This is a genomic window from Bacillus gobiensis (genome assembly GCF_001278705.1).
GTDB classification, from domain to species: domain Bacteria; phylum Bacillota; class Bacilli; order Bacillales; family Bacillaceae; genus Bacillus; species Bacillus gobiensis.
Map to the genome: position 1 here is coordinate 4,580,122 of NZ_CP012600.1, position 17,466 is coordinate 4,597,587.

16 protein-coding genes and 2 pseudogenes are annotated in these 17,466 nt (G+C 39.5%); 12 read left to right on the forward strand and 6 right to left on the reverse strand.

Going from position 1 to position 17,466, the window contains the following annotated elements; translation table 11 throughout:
- Positions 1-107 precede the first annotated feature (107 nt).
- From helD to AM592_RS23680, 4 genes and pseudogenes are all read left to right on the forward strand, one after another.
- Positions 108-2,356 (forward strand): annotated as a pseudogene (helD, locus tag AM592_RS22910) (RNA polymerase recycling motor HelD).
- A gap of 137 nt (positions 2,357-2,493) precedes the next feature.
- Positions 2,494-2,739 (forward strand): transcriptional regulator SplA domain-containing protein, encoded by a 246-nt coding sequence (locus AM592_RS22915; RefSeq protein WP_053605910.1) that lies wholly within the window; start codon positions 2,494-2,496, stop codon positions 2,737-2,739.
- 17 nt (positions 2,740-2,756) lie between these two features.
- The gene (splB, locus tag AM592_RS22920; RefSeq protein ID WP_053605911.1) at positions 2,757-3,785 is read left to right on the forward strand and encodes a spore photoproduct lyase; all 1,029 of its coding nucleotides are present in this window, start codon (positions 2,757-2,759) and stop codon (positions 3,783-3,785) included.
- Between the two features lie 235 nt (positions 3,786-4,020).
- A pseudogene (locus AM592_RS23680) lies at positions 4,021-4,250 on the forward strand (IS256 family transposase); the annotation flags it as partial.
- Positions 4,251-4,299: 49 nt separating this feature from the next.
- On the opposite strand, the gene AM592_RS22925 reads toward AM592_RS23680, so the two are convergent.
- Positions 4,300-5,127: a TrmB family transcriptional regulator gene (locus AM592_RS22925; RefSeq protein WP_053605912.1), complete on the reverse strand. Its 828-nt coding sequence runs from the start codon at positions 5,125-5,127 to the stop codon at positions 4,300-4,302.
- A 141-nt stretch (positions 5,128-5,268) separates the two neighbouring features.
- On the opposite strand from AM592_RS22925, the gene AM592_RS22930 reads away from it, so the two are divergent.
- Positions 5,269-5,898: a homoserine/threonine efflux transporter gene (locus tag AM592_RS22930; RefSeq protein WP_053605913.1), complete on the forward strand. Its 630-nt coding sequence runs from the start codon at positions 5,269-5,271 to the stop codon at positions 5,896-5,898.
- A gap of 133 nt (positions 5,899-6,031) precedes the next feature.
- Here AM592_RS22930 and AM592_RS22935 read toward each other — a convergent pair whose 3' ends face one another.
- Positions 6,032-6,646, reverse strand: coding sequence for an SGNH/GDSL hydrolase family protein (locus AM592_RS22935; protein WP_053605914.1), 615 nt, complete (start codon positions 6,644-6,646; stop codon positions 6,032-6,034).
- A 102-nt stretch (positions 6,647-6,748) separates the two neighbouring features.
- On the opposite strand from AM592_RS22935, the gene AM592_RS22940 reads away from it, so the two are divergent.
- Entirely contained in the window at positions 6,749-7,813 is a 1,065-nt protein-coding gene (locus AM592_RS22940; protein ID WP_053605915.1) for a nitric oxide synthase oxygenase, read from the forward strand.
- Positions 7,814-7,889: 76 nt separating this feature from the next.
- Here the strand turns inward: AM592_RS22940 and AM592_RS22945 are convergent, their stop codons facing one another.
- Positions 7,890-8,162, reverse strand: a complete 273-nt coding sequence (locus AM592_RS22945) for an acylphosphatase (RefSeq protein WP_053605916.1) — start codon at positions 8,160-8,162, stop codon at positions 7,890-7,892.
- A 110-nt stretch (positions 8,163-8,272) separates the two neighbouring features.
- On the opposite strand from AM592_RS22945, the gene AM592_RS22950 reads away from it, so the two are divergent.
- Entirely contained in the window at positions 8,273-8,926 is a 654-nt protein-coding gene (locus AM592_RS22950; RefSeq protein ID WP_053605917.1) for an MOSC domain-containing protein, read from the forward strand.
- 54 nt (positions 8,927-8,980) lie between these two features.
- Here the strand turns inward: AM592_RS22950 and AM592_RS23685 are convergent, their stop codons facing one another.
- Positions 8,981-9,109 carry a DUF2639 domain-containing protein gene (locus tag AM592_RS23685; RefSeq protein WP_082364314.1) on the reverse strand — a complete coding sequence of 43 codons (129 nt, stop codon included), beginning with the start codon at positions 9,107-9,109 and terminating at the stop codon, positions 8,981-8,983.
- 165 nt (positions 9,110-9,274) lie between these two features.
- Positions 9,275-10,024, reverse strand: a complete 750-nt coding sequence (map, locus tag AM592_RS22955; protein WP_053605918.1) for a type I methionyl aminopeptidase — start codon at positions 10,022-10,024, stop codon at positions 9,275-9,277.
- A gap of 206 nt (positions 10,025-10,230) precedes the next feature.
- On the opposite strand from map, the gene nagE reads away from it, so the two are divergent.
- From nagE to AM592_RS22980, 5 genes are all read left to right on the forward strand, one after another.
- Positions 10,231-11,598: an N-acetylglucosamine-specific PTS transporter subunit IIBC gene (gene nagE, locus AM592_RS22960; RefSeq protein WP_053605919.1), complete on the forward strand. Its 1,368-nt coding sequence runs from the start codon at positions 10,231-10,233 to the stop codon at positions 11,596-11,598.
- Between the two features lie 153 nt (positions 11,599-11,751).
- On the forward strand, positions 11,752-13,368 hold the full coding sequence (locus AM592_RS22965) for an ATP-binding protein (RefSeq protein ID WP_053606228.1): 1,617 nt from the start codon (positions 11,752-11,754) through the stop codon (positions 13,366-13,368).
- Complete coding sequence (locus AM592_RS22970) at positions 13,346-14,017, forward strand: response regulator (RefSeq protein WP_053605920.1); 672 nt, start codon at positions 13,346-13,348, stop codon at positions 14,015-14,017. The genes AM592_RS22965 and AM592_RS22970 overlap by 23 nt, the downstream gene beginning before the upstream one ends.
- 20 nt (positions 14,018-14,037) lie before the next feature.
- Positions 14,038-14,997 carry a tripartite tricarboxylate transporter substrate-binding protein gene (locus tag AM592_RS22975; RefSeq protein ID WP_053605921.1) on the forward strand — a complete coding sequence of 320 codons (960 nt, stop codon included), beginning with the start codon at positions 14,038-14,040 and terminating at the stop codon, positions 14,995-14,997.
- A 232-nt stretch (positions 14,998-15,229) separates the two neighbouring features.
- The gene (locus AM592_RS22980) at positions 15,230-16,537 is read left to right on the forward strand and encodes a CitMHS family transporter (protein WP_053605922.1); all 1,308 of its coding nucleotides are present in this window, start codon (positions 15,230-15,232) and stop codon (positions 16,535-16,537) included.
- A gap of 48 nt (positions 16,538-16,585) precedes the next feature.
- Here AM592_RS22980 and bamE read toward each other — a convergent pair whose 3' ends face one another.
- Complete coding sequence (gene bamE, locus AM592_RS22985; RefSeq protein ID WP_053605923.1) at positions 16,586-17,143, reverse strand: outer membrane protein assembly factor BamE domain-containing protein; 558 nt, start codon at positions 17,141-17,143, stop codon at positions 16,586-16,588.
- Between the last annotated feature and the right edge of the window lie 323 nt (positions 17,144-17,466).

Here is a 17,466-nt window from a genome sequence, read left to right on the forward strand (position 1 = left end):
ATTATATATTGATTCATATACCGGTGGTAAAAATACTTATAATTATCTATTATAAGTATAGCGCATAATTATTATGGTGTCAACACTTTTTTGAAAGGAAGGTTTTTATGGACAATCAAAAGGGCTGGCAGGAGGAACAAAGCTATTTAAACGAAGTATTGCGCGTCATTGAGGGAAAAGGATTGGATCTGAACGAAAGAGCTGGCACATTAAAGGAAGATGTTTTAGGCATCAAAAAAACCTTTTGGGATGATGTGACGCTGAATTTTGAGGATGCAGAGGAAGCATTAGAAACGATGACCAGCGTCAAGCAGCAAACGGAATTCCTTTCGGAAAGAGAAAGAAGCCATAAGCAAATTGAGAACGAATTGAAAGCACTGGATCGGGTGAAGCGAACGCCTTATTTCGGACGTGTCGACTTTCTCGAAGACGGTGACCAGTCAAAAGACGTGATTTATATAGGAATCCATTCCGTGATGGATGAAAAGGATGAAAACTTTATCATTTACGATTGGAGGGCTCCAATCTCCAGTCTTTATTATAATTACTCGCCGGGAAAAGCGATGTATACAGCTCCAAAGGAAACGATAACCGGAGAAATGCTCTTGAAAAGGCAATACGTCATTAAAAACGGGAAGCTTCAATCCATGTTTGATGCAGAAGTGACAATCGGCGATGCATTGCTTCACGCGCGGATGAAAAAATGAAGAGTATCGTGTCTACCATCCAACGGGAGCAAAACGAAATTATCCGTAATGAGAAAGCAGATTTATTGATTGTCCAGGGTGCTGCAGGAAGCGGGAAAACCTCTGCTGCCCTTCAACGGGTAGCTTATTTGCTGTACAGGTACAGAGGAGAAATCCAATCGGAAAACATCATGCTTTTTTCACCCAATTTTTTATTTAACAGCTATGTGTCGACCGTGCTTCCGGAGCTCGGCGAGGAAAATATGGAGCAAACGACCTTTCAGGAATATACCAACAAGAGGCTCGGCCGTGAATTCGACCTTGAAGGGCCATTTGAGCAAACAGAATATATGATTACCGCTGAAGGGGATAACAATTATCGCACAAGAAGAGCGGCCATTGAGTACAAGGCAAGTAACGAATTCATTTCACATCTTGATCAATACATCAAGCAACTTTCAGAATCAGGGATGATCTTCCGTAATATTTCATTCAGAGGCGCTGTTCTTATTTCTTCTGAAGAGATCGGCTCCTACTTTTACTCATTAGACAAAAATATTTCAATACCGAATCGTATCACATTAACCTCCGAATGGCTTTTGAAAAAAGTGAAAAAAGAAGAATTGAAGGAAAGAGAAAGAAATTGGGTCATCGATGAAATCGCTCTACTATCAAAGGAAGATTACCTGAACGTTTACAAGAAATTGCAGGAAAAAGGGTACGATGAAGACTCATTTGAATTTGCCAAGGCAGAGGAGCGTCTGATGGCAAAGCAAGTGGTTGGCCAGTATTTTAAACCGATTCGAAAAGCGATCAGGCTGTTACGGTTTCTTGACATCAAATCGATTTACATCCAGTTTTTTGAACAGGAAAAGACTGAAATCGGTGCAATTACGGTCGAAAATCTTAAAAAGAACAAATTGTATTATGAAGATACGACACCTTATCTATATTTAAATGATTTACTAAAGGGTTCAAAGAAGAATACCGCCATTCGCCACTTGTTTATTGACGAGGCTCAGGATTATTCAGCCTTTCAGCTCGCTTATCTCAGACAGCTGTTTCCTTCAAGTAAGTGGACGGTTCTTGGCGATTTCAATCAAACTGTCTTCGCTCACAGCATAAAAAGAGACTCATTGCTTGCAGGTGAATTATTTAATTTTAAACAAGCAGAAAGATTAACGCTGAAAAAAACGTATCGTTCCACGAAGGAAATTACAAAGTTTACGAGTCGAATTATCAAAGGGGAATTTGAGATCAAGCCGTTTAATCGTTCAGGGAAAGAACCTGTGGTCACCGTTTTTGAATCAAACGAACAAATGATCAAATCGATCGCAGATACGCTTACCCGGATGAATAAAAAACATACGAGCATTGCTGTTATTTGTAAGTCCGCACAGGATAGCCAAAAAGCATTTTCAGAGCTTAAACCGTTTATTGATCTAAAATTAATTGACAATGAAAAAACCGCTTTTGAAAAAGGAATCATCGTCATTCCAGTGTACCTGGCAAAAGGGATTGAGTTCGATGCGGTCGTTATTTATAACGCATCTGATCAAAGCTATTCCAGCTGGTATGATTCCCGTCTGCTTTATACAGCTTGTACAAGGGCGATGCATGAGCTGGAACTTTTCAGCGCAGGGGAGCCAAGTCGTTTTCTTCCGCAATAAACGATAACCCGAATATAGAGCACAAAAGAGAAAGTGCTCTATATTCGGGTTTTTTTAATCTGTGCTTCCAAAATGATGTAATCATAATTTTAAACGATAGGAAAAATAATAACGAAAAGGATAGGAAGGTGATGATAATGGTGGTACATAACGAGTATAATCCTTATGCTGCCGGTGATATTGTTTATGTTTTTTATCGAAACCCGCATACTCAGGACGTAGCAAATATACAGGAGGCTGCAGTCGTAAATAACCCTGAGGATCCTACAGAACTAGCTCTGTTTCTGTATGATACATACTATCCTTTGACAGATGACATTGCTGTGTATGCCAGCGAAGTTGAGGCTGAACAAGCCTATCAACAATATTTTGGTCACTTTTAAAAAAAGGTGGATGTTTAATGATCAAACCATTTACGCCTCAACTTGTATATTTCGAACCGAACGCGCTGGATTATCCGTTAGGAAAAATGCTCAAAGAAAAATTTGAAAAAATGGATGTTGAAATTCGCTATACAACCTCTCACAACCAAGTGAGAAATCTTCCAGGAGAGAGCGATTTTCAGAAATATCGGATCGCTAAGTCAACACTTGTAGTCGGTATAAGAAAAACGCTCAAATTTGATACGTCAAAGCCCTCTGCTGAATATGCGATTCCTTTTGCAACAGGCTGTATGGGGCATTGTCATTATTGTTATTTGCAAACAACGATGGGAAATAAGCCGTATATCCGTACATATGTGAATGTTGATGAAATTCTAGACGCTGCTAATCATTATATGGAAGAACGAGTGCCTGAAATCACAAGATTTGAAGCAGCTTGTACCTCTGATATTGTCGGAATAGACCACTTAACACACACGTTAAAACGAGCAATCGAACATTTCGGAGAATCGGAATACGGGAAGCTCCGGTTTGTCACGAAATTTCATCACGTCGACCATTTACTTGATGCTAAGCATAACGGAAAAACGAGATTTCGATTCAGCATTAACGCCGAGTATATCATTAAAAACTTTGAACCAGGAACATCTCCACTTACGAAACGAATTGAAGCAGCAAAAAAAGTAGCAAACGCCGGGTATCCGCTTGGGTTTATTGTAGCCCCTATCTACCTGCATGAAGGATGGGAGGACGGCTACTATCAAATGTTTGAGCGCCTTGATGCGGAATTGCCGATTGAAACAAGGAATGACATAACATTTGAATTCATTCAGCATCGGTTCACAAAGCCTGCCAAACGAGTGATTGAAAAAAACTATCCAATGACCAAATTAGAATTAGATGAATCAGCCAGAAGATATAAATGGGGCAAATATGGAATTGGTAAATACATTTATCAGAAAGAGGAAGAAGAGGATATTAAACAGCATCTTTACTCCTATATGAAGAAATTTTTTCCTAATGCGAAATTAGAATATTTCACATAACATGAAAGCAGGCGGCTTGTTAGAGATTAAACACCAGAGCCAACTGCTTTTTGAGAGTGTAAACTAAACTGTGTAAGTGAGAGAGCGTACGGCACTTGCTTCCCAGTTTATTTTTTTTATTGGTAGAGTGGAAACAAATGAATGGGGAGGTTTACACTCTGGCTAAATCAAAACGAGATCGAAAATCTGTAGGAATCGAATTCTGGAAAATTAACTTTCTGATTAGAGCAGCGCCATTCGTAAAGTCATGTACACGACCAACGCAGTGGAAAGCATCCATTCCCGAGCTTCAGAAAAGTAACTAAAAAAGGAGCATTCCCCAACGAGAACGCTCTGATTATATTTGCGTATACAAGAACTGGAATTAAAATGGGAAGGCGCCATATCCAAAATTGGGCAATAGTTATGAACCAGCTTCTTCTACATGATAAGTTAAAAAATAGGGTTTTAAAGTATCTTGAGTAAGTTTTACTTACACACTTTATTTGACAAACTCGACAAAAATAGTACAAATCTATTTTACATAATGTTTTTTAAAATCTGGGTGGATAGAAAATTTGCGACGTAAATTGATGAGGTTTTCCCCAAAACTTTCTTCTAAAAGTTCTCTATGTTTCTCCATAATTTCCATGAGATACAAATCGTGAATCATGACTTCTGTAATTGGCATTACTAAACCTACATGCATTGTCCATGCTGCACGGCTATCTTTCCCCAGCGAGACAATACCTGCTACTACTTCTGAGTCATCCCCACTAATAACAAGCCATCGTCCACCATACTCTTCTGTAATTTCATGACCCATATAATGAAGGTAAACATTAGCAAAATCAGAGGTGATTTCCCCATAAGCAATAATTGTTACATTGACTCCTCTATTTGCTGCCTGTCTTAGTTCAGACTCCAATTCCTCGAATTCGTCTTTCCAAATCTCTAAGAGAATTCTTTTTTTAGCAGATGATATACAAGTTTTTACCTTATCGAGTATTTCATTGCGTCCCGTGATATTCCAGATATTTTCACGGTCATTTGCAGAACGTTCAAACTCCGCTAATGATTGTTCTGCCAGTTCAAAATTCTCTTCTGCTTTCATTCGACGGTTTTTAATTAGCTCCTTTGCAGGAACAGGAGTATACTGTGGTGTGTTTCCAGGACTTACGAGAATATCTCCGCGCATGGCGAGACTGTCCAAAACTTCATATATTCTTGAACGTGGTACACCGGAATTTTTTGCTACTGCATAACCGGTTAATGGCGATTCTTCCAATAAGGTAAGATATGCTTTCGCTTCATATTCGGTAAAATTTAGATTTTTTAATGTTTCTAAAATGTTTTCTTTCATAAATCCTCCAACACAACTTTAGTCGCTACCTTTGTAATTAATATTTTAGCAAAATCTGTTGATTTTTTCTAAGATCAGCTGATATACTTACACAAGTAGTTACCTTAGTAGTCACTATTAATAGGGGAAGGGAGAAATAGTATGGATAACTTACTAACATACATTTCAATAGCTGCAATGATGGTTATTATACCAGGAGCAGATACAATGCTCCTGGTGAAAAACACGCTCAGCTATGGTCCAAAAGCTGGACGCTATACGGTTCTTGGAATGGTAACGGGACTTTCGTTTTGGACACTGATTGCGATCCTCGGCTTATCTGTTGTCATTGCAAAGTCAGTCATTCTTTTCAGCATTATCAAATATTTGGGAGCTGCCTACTTAATTTATTTAGGGATAAAAAGTTTTTTTGCTAAAAGCGTGTTTTCTTTAAAAGAAATTCAAGCTCAAGCAAATACACCTACGAAGTATTCAAATCGGCATAATAAAAGTTCCTTTATGCAAGGGTTACTTAGTAATATTCTTAATCCAAAGACTGTTTTAGTTTATATAACAATCATGCCGCAATTTATCATTTTGAACGGAAATGTAAACCAGCAATTGATTGTATTAGCCTTCATCCTAACCTTACTCGCTGTATTGTGGTTTCTATTTCTTGTTTCTCTAATTGAATACGCAAAAAAATGGTTGAACAACTCCAAATTCCAGAAGGCATTCCAAAAATCAACTGGCTTAATTTTGGTAGGTTTTGGCATAAAAACAGGAATTTAAATTCATTTACTAACACACCTAATTGATTCTCTCCTTTTTTAAAATTTCCTCTTCAATTAAAATGACCCCGGTACAATTCCGGGGTCATTTATTGTTATCATTTTTAAAAAACTTCTATTTTGCGAAAAGTATTCTATAAAACCGCTTGAATCCAGCAGTCTGCAAGAAGCTTATTGCCAGCTTCATTCATATGAACTCCGTCTGACGTAAGCTTTTGCGGCTTTTCTTTTTGTAGTTCCTTTAAAAAAATGCGATGAGCAGGCACAAGGGTAGCTTCGTGCTGTCTTGCAAGGCTTTGGACAATTTCAACATAAGACAAAAGCAGCTTATTGCCCTTGCTATTAATATCTTCCTTGATAATAGTAGGCTCCATTAAAATGATTTTCGTATTGGTCAAACGCCGCTTTGTTGCAATTAACAGCCTTCCGTAGATTTCTTCAAACATATACGGATAAATTTGTTCTGCCTTCGGGTTGTCGATCTGTCTCCACACATCGTTGATCCCGATCGAAATGGAAAGCCAATCTGGATTTTCCTGCAAAACATCCCGTTCCCAGCGCCTCTCCAAATCAGTTACACGGTTTCCTCCGATGCCTTTATTTAAAATTGTTACATCTTCATAATGTTCTTTGACATACATATTAATAATGCTTACATATCCATTCCCGATTCCTTCAGGATCTCCGAATTTACCGCTTTCTGTAATGCTGTCACCGATAAATAACACCTTATCTCCAACACTAAACATACAAGCACTCCTTATGAAAGCATTATACCTACTCATTATACAGAAAAAAGAGAGTACATCCTAATGTATTTCTGAAAAAATTTCAACGAGGAGCGAAAGCAAGTGGATAGAAAAAATAAATTGCTAGAAGCAGCATCTGCATTTATAAAGACGTGCTATCAAGAATTAGAAAAAACTCCACATGAAACGAAGAGCAGAATCGAAAGCATAAAAATGGATATTCAATCTAGCGGAAGCTATGTACATACGAAAGAAGAGCTCGATCATGGTGCGAAAATGGCTTGGCGAAACAGCAACCGCTGCATAGGAAGATTATTTTGGGCTTCCCTCCAAGTATTTGACCGGCGCGAGGACCGAACGGAAGAAGAGGTTCTAAAGAGTTTGTTATTCCATATTGAGTATGCAACAAATAACGGTAGGATCCGCCCGGTCATTTCTGTGTTTAACGAGACCAATATAATAATATACAACCACCAGCTTATCCGATATGCGGGATATGAAACATCAAATGGAATCATCGGAGATCCCGCTGCGATTGAATTAACGAAAAAGTGCGAAGAGATGGGCTGGAAAGGCGAAGGAACGAATTTTGACGTACTGCCGCTCGTTTTTCAGATTGGAAACGCTCCTCCTGTGTGGCATCAAATTCCTAATGAGCTGGTAAAGGAAATTCCGATTAGCCATCCAGACTACAAAGCAATTAACAAATTGAATTTGAAATGGTATGCCGTTCCTATCATTTCCGATATGATTCTCGAAATTGGGGGTATTCACTACCAGGCTGCTCCGTTCAACGGCTGGTACATGGGCACGGAGATCGGGGTCAGTAATCTGGCTGATGAAAAACGTTATAACCTGTTGAAAAAAACAGCAGCCGCTATAGGACTGAATACACAAAGAAACAGCACGCTTTGGAAGGATCGGGCCCTCGTTGAATTAACAGCAGCCGTTCTCCATTCCTATCGAAAAGAAGGAGTGAGTATCGTTGATCATCATACAGCAGATGCCCAATTCCATACATTCGAAAAAACGGAAGCAGCAAACAACAGAAAAGTTACAGGAGATTGGAAGTGGCTGATCCCGCCGCTTTCTCCGTCAACGACTCACGTATTTCATAAGTCGTATGACAACACCCGGTTGTCACCGAACTTTTTAAAGTCTCCGTAGCTGTACAATAGCCAGCGCGCCCTGTAACCTGAAAAAAGAAGACATCAACAGGGGCATGTAAGCCTGCCAATCACCTTCAATAAGCAATTGCGAAATTTTTGTATGATTCTGTTGCTGCTGCTTCTTCTACTGTTACATTTCTAACGCGTGAAAATCGATTGCCCTTCTGAACGGATTCAACAAAGTCAGCAAGGCTTTCTTCAGGTCCTTCCGCTAAAATTTCAACGGCTCCGTCCATGCGGTTCTTTACCCAACCGGTCAGCTTGTTTTTCTCTGCTTCACTCTGGACAAAATAGCGAAACCCGACACCCTGTACGCGACCTTCTACAACGATATGGTATTGAAGCATAGAAAACACCTCTTAATTTTACTTTCATACTATCACAACGCCAGGGTGATAGACAAAATTTAGCGGGATTGGATAGAATATGAGCATACGAGAGAAGGAGGTACTGTCACATGGAAAATGAGTCGTTTCGTATTCACTCTATTCATGTCGGAAAACCGAAGACCTACGAATTTAATGGAAAACAGATTGAGACAAGCATTTATAAACATCGTGTTGATCAGCCCGTGTTTTTATCAGAGGTTAATTTTGAAGGAGACAGGCAAGCGGATCTTGTTTATCATGGGGGCCGAGATAAAGCAGTATGTGTTTATCCGTATGATCACTATCCATACTGGGAATCTCAATTAAACAAAACACTTGAAGGTTCTGCATTTGGCGAGAATCTGACGGTCGAAGGTTTAACTGAAAAAGACGTATATATCGGGGACGTATTTGCTCTCGGGGAAGCTGTTGTACAAATTAGCCAGCCTCGTCAGCCGTGTTTTAAGCTGGCAAAAAAGTATGACGTAAAGGATATGCCGTTAAAGGTCCAGATGTCTGGTTTTACTGGCTTTTATTTTCGCGTACTCAATGAAGGCAAGGTTACTCCTGCTTCTGTCCTTAAGCGAATTTCCAGAGATCCCAGTCAAATTTCCGTTCATTTTGCCAATCATATCAAATATCATGATAAAGAGAATCGAGAAGGAATTGAAAAGGTCCTTAAAGTGGATGCACTATCTGAAAGCTGGAGAGCTTCTTTTGAAAAAATGGCAGCCAGCCTTTAAAGCAAAAACTCCTTTCAGCACTCATTCTTTGCTGAAAGGAGTTATATCAATAATTTATTTTTTTTGCTCTAGAAGGCGAGCTAAAAAATATTTTTTGAAGCTTTGAGTTTTTCTGCCTTCGAATGAGGAGACTCCGATTTTTCTTAGTTCTTCCACATACCAGCCTTTGCTTCCGTAATGCATGAAACAACACTCCTTTACAAAAAATTGCATGATAATAGACATCATGATTTTTGGCATGGGGGCATTGTAACATCTATAAAAAATGTATGAAAAGGGATGAGTGGTGATTTTTTAAAACTGAGACTTTTGACCTATATTTACCCGGAAAGCAGAAAGAAATTTCTTCTAAAGCTCTGTTAAAATAATCGGTTCATTTTTTGTAATGACAATGGTATGTTCGATTTGCGCTACTAAGCTTCCATCGGGGGTTTTAAATGTCCAGCCGTCGCCGCCCTCGACAATGTGTTCGGCTCCTGTTGAAACGAATGGCTCAAATGCAATGACCATTCCGTCTTTCAGTAGTTCATTGTCAAAAGGATCGTAGTAATTCATAATGTGATTCGGCGGCTCATGAAGGCTAGTGCCGATTCCGTGCCCGGTCAGATTTTTTATAACGGTGAAGCCCTGTGACCTGGCTTCATTAAAAACGGCTCTGCCAATTTGATTAAGGCGTTTCCCTGCCCTTGCTTGAAGCAGGCCTTTATCAAATACAGCTTTGGCGGCAAGACATAGCTTTTGCAATTGTTCGTTTTCTTCACCCAATACAAAAGAAATGCCAGTGTCTGCATAATAGCCATCCAAGGCAGCAGAAATATCAATATTAATTAAATCCCCTGTTTTTAAAATGGTCTTGCTGCTTGGAATCCCATGCGCCACCTCTTGATTCAAGCTGATGCAGGTGTTTCCTGGGAAATCATATTCTTTAATCGGTGCTGAAACGGCTCCGTGTTCCTCAAGAACCTTTTTTCCGATTAAATCTAATTCTAGAGTTGTCATGCCCGGCACAGCTTTGCTCTTCATTTCTTCCCTGGCCAAGGCTACGATTTTTCCTATTTTTTTTAATCCTTCTAGTTCTTCATCATTTCTTACTATCACGTTTCGATCCCGCTTTCTTTATCGTAAATTTTCTTTTAAATAAGCTTACCATACGGAATGGCCGAATTGGAAATGCTCAGTATTTATTATCACCTCTTTCTTTATATGAAAATTGAAAAAATTAAGTGTTTGTCTATGAAAACTGGTCTATATCACTAGACACCTTTGTGATATATTTGAAAATAAAAGGAAAGTGGGGAAAGATTATGCTTCAATTTCTTCAAAGATTAGGAAAGTCATTTATGCTGCCTGTTGCTGTTTTACCTGCTGCGGGGATCATATTATCGCTCGGGCGCGAGGATGTGTTCAATATCCCTTTTATTTTTCAAGCGGGTAATGCCATTTTGGGGAATTTGCCGCTCATTTTTGCGATTGGAATCGCTTTTGGGCTATCAAAGGATGGAAATGGTGCCGCCGCGCTGTCGGGAGCAATTGGCTACTTTATTTTGACGGCTGGGATAACTACAATCAATGAAGCAAACAACATGGCTGTTCTTGGAGGCATCCTCTCAGGCGTCGTTGCCGGCTTTCTTTATAATCGATTTAAAGATACGAAGCTTCCCGATTATTTAGGTTTTTTCAGCGGGCGGAGGCTTGTTCCTATTTTGACTGCTTTTACAATGATCATTTTGGCTGGAATATTCGGCTATATCTGGCCGCCTATTCAAAGCGCCATCGATGGTTTAGGAAATTGGATTTTGAGCCTGGGACCAGTCGGTGCCGGCCTGTTTGGCTTTTTTAACCGATTATTAATTCCGCTTGGCTTGCACCATGTTTTAAATAATATCTTTTGGTTTCAATTTGGTGAATATAACGGTGTGACCGGCGACCTTTCACGTTTCTTTGCTAATGACCCTTCTGCCGGAACCTTTATGACGGGCTTTTTCCCAGTCATGATGTTTGGTCTGCCAGGTGCATGCTTGGCGATGATTATAACGGCCAAAACTGAAAAACGAAAGGCAACAGCCGGCTTTTTGTTAGGTCTTGCCTTAACCTCTTTTATTACGGGCATAACCGAACCCATTGAATTTACTTTTATGTTTTTATCCCCTTTTCTCTACTTTATTCATGCCATATTAACCGGACTTTCTCTCTTTATCGTGAATGTATTGGATATACGAAGCGGTTTTACGTTTTCAGCCGGAGGAATTGATTACCTATTAAACTTCGGCATATCCGAAAAGCCGATACTATTGCTTTTAGTTGGTCTCATTTACGGAGTGGTTTACTTTGTCGTGTTCTACTTCCTAATTAAGGCCATGGATTTAAAAACTCCAGGACGGGAAGATGATGCAGTAGAAGACGAGGTATTGTCTCAAAATGAAGCTGCCGCCGCAGTCGCTGGTGAAAACATTCTTCTTACCGGCCTCGGAGGAGCGGAAAATATAGAAACAATTGATTACTGTGCGACCAGATTACGCCTGACACTTCATGATTTAACAATGGTCAATGAATCGCTCCTTAAACAAGCCGGATCCAAAGGAACTGTACGAACGGGAAGAAATTCGCTTCAGGTAATTATCGGTACCAATGTAGAGTTTGCCGCTGAAGAATTGAAAAAATCAATCAAATGAGATTTGGCAAAGAGCGATGAATCAAAATGAAGAGAGCTTACTCTACTTAGGGTAAGCCTTTTTTCGCAATTTCAAAGCTTCCTAAACATGATATGATAATAGAAGGCAGCTGCTTGGGATGGAAGGGAAGCGGTTAACGTGCAGACAAAAAAGATGACGCTTCAAAAAAAAATCATGCTCCTGGTTATCGTACTGCTTCTTGTCGTCATTACACTGCTCACATCGATTTTTGCCTACCTTCAATCAAAGGATAGACAAAAGCAGGCGGAGCAATTGGCGTTGCAAACTGCGAAAACGATTTCATATATGACGCCTCTCAAACTGTCATTTAAAGCAGATGATTCATTGGATAATCTCGATGCCGACATCACGCAGATTATGACACAGGTTGATGCAAGTGCAATCTACATAACCGATCGAGAACAGATTGTTTTTGCAAGCGTAAATGAGAATGCCGAGGAAAAAGCAGCCAGTATCAATGACAAGGAGCTAAGTAAAACTGTGGTGTTTGGTGCTTCAACTGTAGCTGAAGCTTCTAATGAAAATCACACTATGATCAGGGGAAGTGCTCCAATTATCATAGAGTATGAAAATTACAATCAAGTCGTTGGCGGAGTATATGTAGATATTTCAAAGTCTCAAATCAATAAAAGCATCATCCGTCATCTGACAACTCTTGGATACTTGGCAGTAATCGTGCTTTTGATCGGTGCGATGGGTGCAATTGTGCTGGCAAGAAACATAAGGAAGGATACATTCGGCTTAGAGCCGCAGCAAATCGCCTCCCTGTTTTATGAAAGAAATGCCATTCTTCAAGCAATTAAAGAAGGCATTCTGGCTATTGATACCTCTGGGACGATTACAATGACAAATACTTCTGCAGAAGAATTGCTCGAATTAAATGAGGCACCGATCCACCAGCACATAGACAATATTATGCCAGATGCAGGCTTGACCTCAGTAATTTTGCAAGGGAAGTCAAAATCGAATGAAGAGGTTCGTTATCGTGAAAAGACGTTCATCTTAAATTCGAAGCTGATTCAAGACAAAAATAAAATCCATGGGGTCGTTGTAAGTTTTCGAGAGAAGACAGAATTAAAAAAACTGATTGACACACTGACGGAGGTCAGTAAATATTCGGAAGACCTAAGAGCGCAGACCCATGAATTTTCAAATAAGCTGTATGTTATTCTGGGACTTCTCGAGCTCGGAGAATACGATGAAGCTATTGAGTTAATAAAAAATGAATACGCTTTCCAAATAAAGCAGCATGATTTTTTATTGCAGAATATTCATTCGCAAAAAATCCAAGCTATTTTGCTCGGTAAGCTAGGGAAAGCCTCTGAAAAAAAGGTCCATCTACTGATCGATGAAAATAGCTATCTAGAGTCTTTGCCGGAGCATTTAGGAATTTCACCTTTTATCACAATCATCGGGAACTTGATTGATAACGCAATAGAGGCAGTACGCCTTTCAGAGACACGAGAAGTTTCTTTTTTTATTACGGATATCGGCAGAGATATTATTATTGAAGTGTCTGACAGTGGACAAGGGTTTTCGGAGAGGCACGACGATGACATTTTTAAAAAAGGATTTTCAACTAAAGGGGAAAAAAGAGGGTATGGCCTTGCCAATGTGAAGGAAGTTGTAGAAGAGCTTAAAGGATTTATTGAATATTCCAACTTAAAAAACGGAGGCGCGGTTTTTACTGTTTATTTACCGAAAGAAAGAAATAGGGGGATTTTGAATGCTCAACGTGGTCATAGCTGAGGATGATTTTCGCATTGCAGCTATTCATGAGAAGTACCTGAGCCAAATGGAGGGGTTCGCTCTTAAAGGAAAAGCGCTTAATGCAAAAGAAACGATTGAACTTCTCTCTCGTTTCAAGGTTGATTTGCTTCTGTTGGATCTGTATATGCCGGATGAATTAGGGACGAAGATTCTTCCAGACATTCGCAAAGACTATCCGAAAACAGATGTTATTGTGATCACCGCAGCAACAGAAACAGCTTTATTAAAGGATGCACTGCGCTCAGGGGTTTTCCATTATTTAATAAAACCTGTATCATCTGAAAAATTCGCCCAAGTGATGGGAGAATATAAGAAAAAAAAGCAGTTTATAGATTCAAAAACCGATATCAATCAAGCCGATCTTGATTTGTATTTTGGTACCCAAAATCAAGAAGAGAGAAAATCTTATTTGCCTACGGGGATTAATTCAATCACACTTGAAAAGGTAAAGCGTGTTCTAAAGGGTACTGAAGAGGGCATTACAGCAGAGGAAATCGGAGAAAAAATGGGTGTTTCAAGAACCACATCAAGAAGGTATGTGGAGTATCTTGTCAGTTTAGGAGAAGCAAAAGCAGAGCTGGAATACGGCATTATCGGCAGACCGGAACGAAGATACTATCTTTCCTAAAGAAGAACAGGGGGATCACGATGAAAAAAATATGGACATCAATGTTTTTCATAGGATTCATTTTCATCGGCGGCAGCCAAATGCCGTCCTTTCAGCTTCCGTTCTCTAATTCACCGATGGAAATTGTTGTTCCGGCTGAGCCAGGAGGCAGCTGGGATATGACAGCACGTGCGATGAAAACCGTAATCGACTCCAATCATTTTTTTAAAAAACCAATTCAAATCAAGTACATAACCGGAGAAGATGAAGGGTGGAAGTATCTTCAGAAACGAAATGGACATGTTATTAGTTTAAATTCCAGCTTGCTTTTAAGTAATAATCTGTTAGGAAAAGGCACCGTCCGATATGATGAGTTCCATCCTCTGGCAATTCTCACAAAAGAGTGGCATGTAACCGCTGTGCCTAAAGATTCGAAGCTGAAGTCTGCAGCTGATTTAATTTCAGTTCTGAAAATAAATCCAGGACAGCTTAAGATAGGATTTGCACCCTCCATCGGAAATGATGACCAGCTGTCTTTTGTCAAAGCAGTAGAAAAGGCCGGGATTTCTACTGATAAACTGCAGTTTTTACAATATAACAACGGCAATGATTTATTCGATGCTTTGGCCAATGATGAAATCGACGTGGCGTCTGGATCAGTGAACGAAGCGCTGGCACACTTTAAAGCCAATCATATCGAAATTCTGGTTACTACATCGGAAAAACGAATAGAAAGCCTCCCAGACGTTCCAACCTGGAGGGAGGAAGGAATTGATTTTGTCTTTGCACATTGGAGAGGAATCATGGGATCTGACAAAATGACCAAAGAAGAGATTATGTTTTGGGACGACGTGATGAACAAAATGGTGAAAAAAGAAGAGTGGGAGAAACTCTTGCAAAAAAACAACTGGGAGCCCTTTTATAAAAACAGTTGGGAATCTAAGGATTTTCTCAAAGAGCAGAACAAGTATTATCACAGGGAAATTGAAGGCACACCGTAATTGCCGGCATCGATGCAGCGATTTTTCGAAATTGAACAAAAAGAACAAAATGCATTTATAAATCTTAAATCATTTAAATTAAATAATATTTACTTGAATGCCCCCCTCTCGTAAGATGAAAAGAAGCAAAGGATTAGCAGCTTTAGAACTTTTTGAAAGCGCATTCAACAAGAATTAATTACACCAGAATATGTCATATATTAAAGCTTCTAAAAAGGGGAGGGAAATCATTGTGTTAGCGTTTTTAGGTTTTTCAATGATCATCGTATTTATGTATTTAATTATTTCAAAGCGGATGTCCGCCCTGGTAGCGTTAATTGTGATTCCGATCTTGTTTGCATTATTCGGCGGATTTGGACCTGGTATCGGTGAAATGATGTTAGAAGGCGTAAAGCAGGTTGCTCCGACTGGTGTGATGTTAATGTTCGCCATTCTCTACTTTGGGATAATGATTGATGCTGGGTTGTTTGACCCTCTTGTGGGCAAAATTTTAGCTGTAGTAAAGGGAGATCCATTAAAAATTGTAATCGGTACAGCACTCCTTTCCATGATGGTAGCACTTGATGGGGATGGAACGACAACCTATATGATTACGGTATCAGCTATGCTGCCGCTTTATCAACGATTAGGAATGAATCCGCTTATTTTAACATGTATAGCGATGCTGTCATTTGGCTTTATGAACATGACACCATGGGGAGGGCCGACTGCAAGAGCAGTAAGCGCACTGCAGCTTGATGTTGCGGATGTATTTACACCGCTTATTCCTGTAATGGCTGGCGGAGCATTATGGACGCTATTTACAGCATATATTCTTGGAAAAAAAGAGCGTAAAAGAATAGGAGTTGCCGAGATTCAATATTCAGAGGAGGATAAACTAACAATAAGTCAGCAAAGTGCAGCTTTAGAAACGGAAAGCTTCAAGCGACCCAAGCTTTTATGGATAAATTTATTGTTAACAGTTTCATTACTCGTTTGCTTAATTACGTCAGTATTGCCGCTGCCTATTTTATTCATGATCGCCTTTGTCATCGCCCTCATGATTAATTATCCTAAATTGGATGACCAGAAGGAGAGAATATCTAATCATGCAGGAAACGTTCTGGCTGTTGTAGGCTTAGTGTTTGCTTCCGGGATTTTCACAGGCATATTATCCGGAACAGAAATGGTTGATGAAATGGCGAACAGTTTAGTTGCCATTATTCCTGAGTCACTAGGCTCATATTTTGCAGTGATTACAGCAGTCACGAGTATTCCATTTACGTATTTCATGGCAAATGATCCTTACTATTACGGTGTCCTGCCGATTTTGGCGCAAACTGCAGAAGCTTATGGCGTAGATCCAGCAGAAATTGCCCGTGCATCCATTTTGGGCCAGCCAGTCCATGCAATGAGTCCTTTAATGGCTTCTGCCTATTTACTTGTTGGTATGGCAGGTGTCGAGTTCGGGGACCATCAAAAGTTCATATTTAAATGGGCATTAGGTTCTTGTTTTGTAATGATTGCGATCGCGCTGCTTACAGGCGTAATTACTTTTTAATTAGAGCCCTGTTGAAAAAGGACCTGTTTTGGTCCTTTTTCAATAATATTAGTCCGTTCGTATCTCATAATTCACAACCTGCTCTTCATCGTTGAACCGCAAGACTAACCACTCACTATCTATCCTAATCAGCCCCCGCTCATCTCCAAGGTAATAAACAATATTATCATCTTCTTTAAAATACTCTGTTACAGTTGGCTTTCCCAATAGCGAATTGACTTCGTCTTTTTCCATACCTATTAGGTCATATGTATTAAAAAAATCATCAATCATATATACTCTTTCATTCTCGTGATCTACCCATTTTTCGACAGTGAAATTTGATCTATATTCGTTAACCCCTAAAATAATTGCACAATACAGCGGCGGAATTATACCAATCGCGGTCATGGCCAGAAATTTAGCCTTTCTTATTTCAGTATATTTCCATAAAATCAAAAGAAATAGCAGCAAAAAAACGAAAGGCAATATAATGGCTGTTGTACTAATGACACTGTAAGAAGAATGCAGAATGTTAATTATGAGGTAGTAGCCCATATATAATAAAACGTATAGAATACCGTATACACAAAGTAAACCCCACAATAGATTTTCTTTAGATTTCAATTTTTAATCCACTCCCTACATGACTGATACCTGAATATTCAGCTTATCATAAGTAGCATTCGTCGAAAATAGACAACTTTCTTCAATCATTGCGGCTTACCCCAAAATCGCTTATAAATCGGAAAGATCGCGCATAACGGAACTAAGATCGCTTATAAATCGGAAAGATCGCGCATAACGGTACCAAGATCGCTTATAAATTGGAAAGATCATGCATAACGAGTCCAAGATCGCTCATAAATCGGAAAGATCGCGCATAACGAGCCCAAGATCGCTCATAAATCGGAAAGATCGCGCATAACGGTACAAGATCGCGCATAACG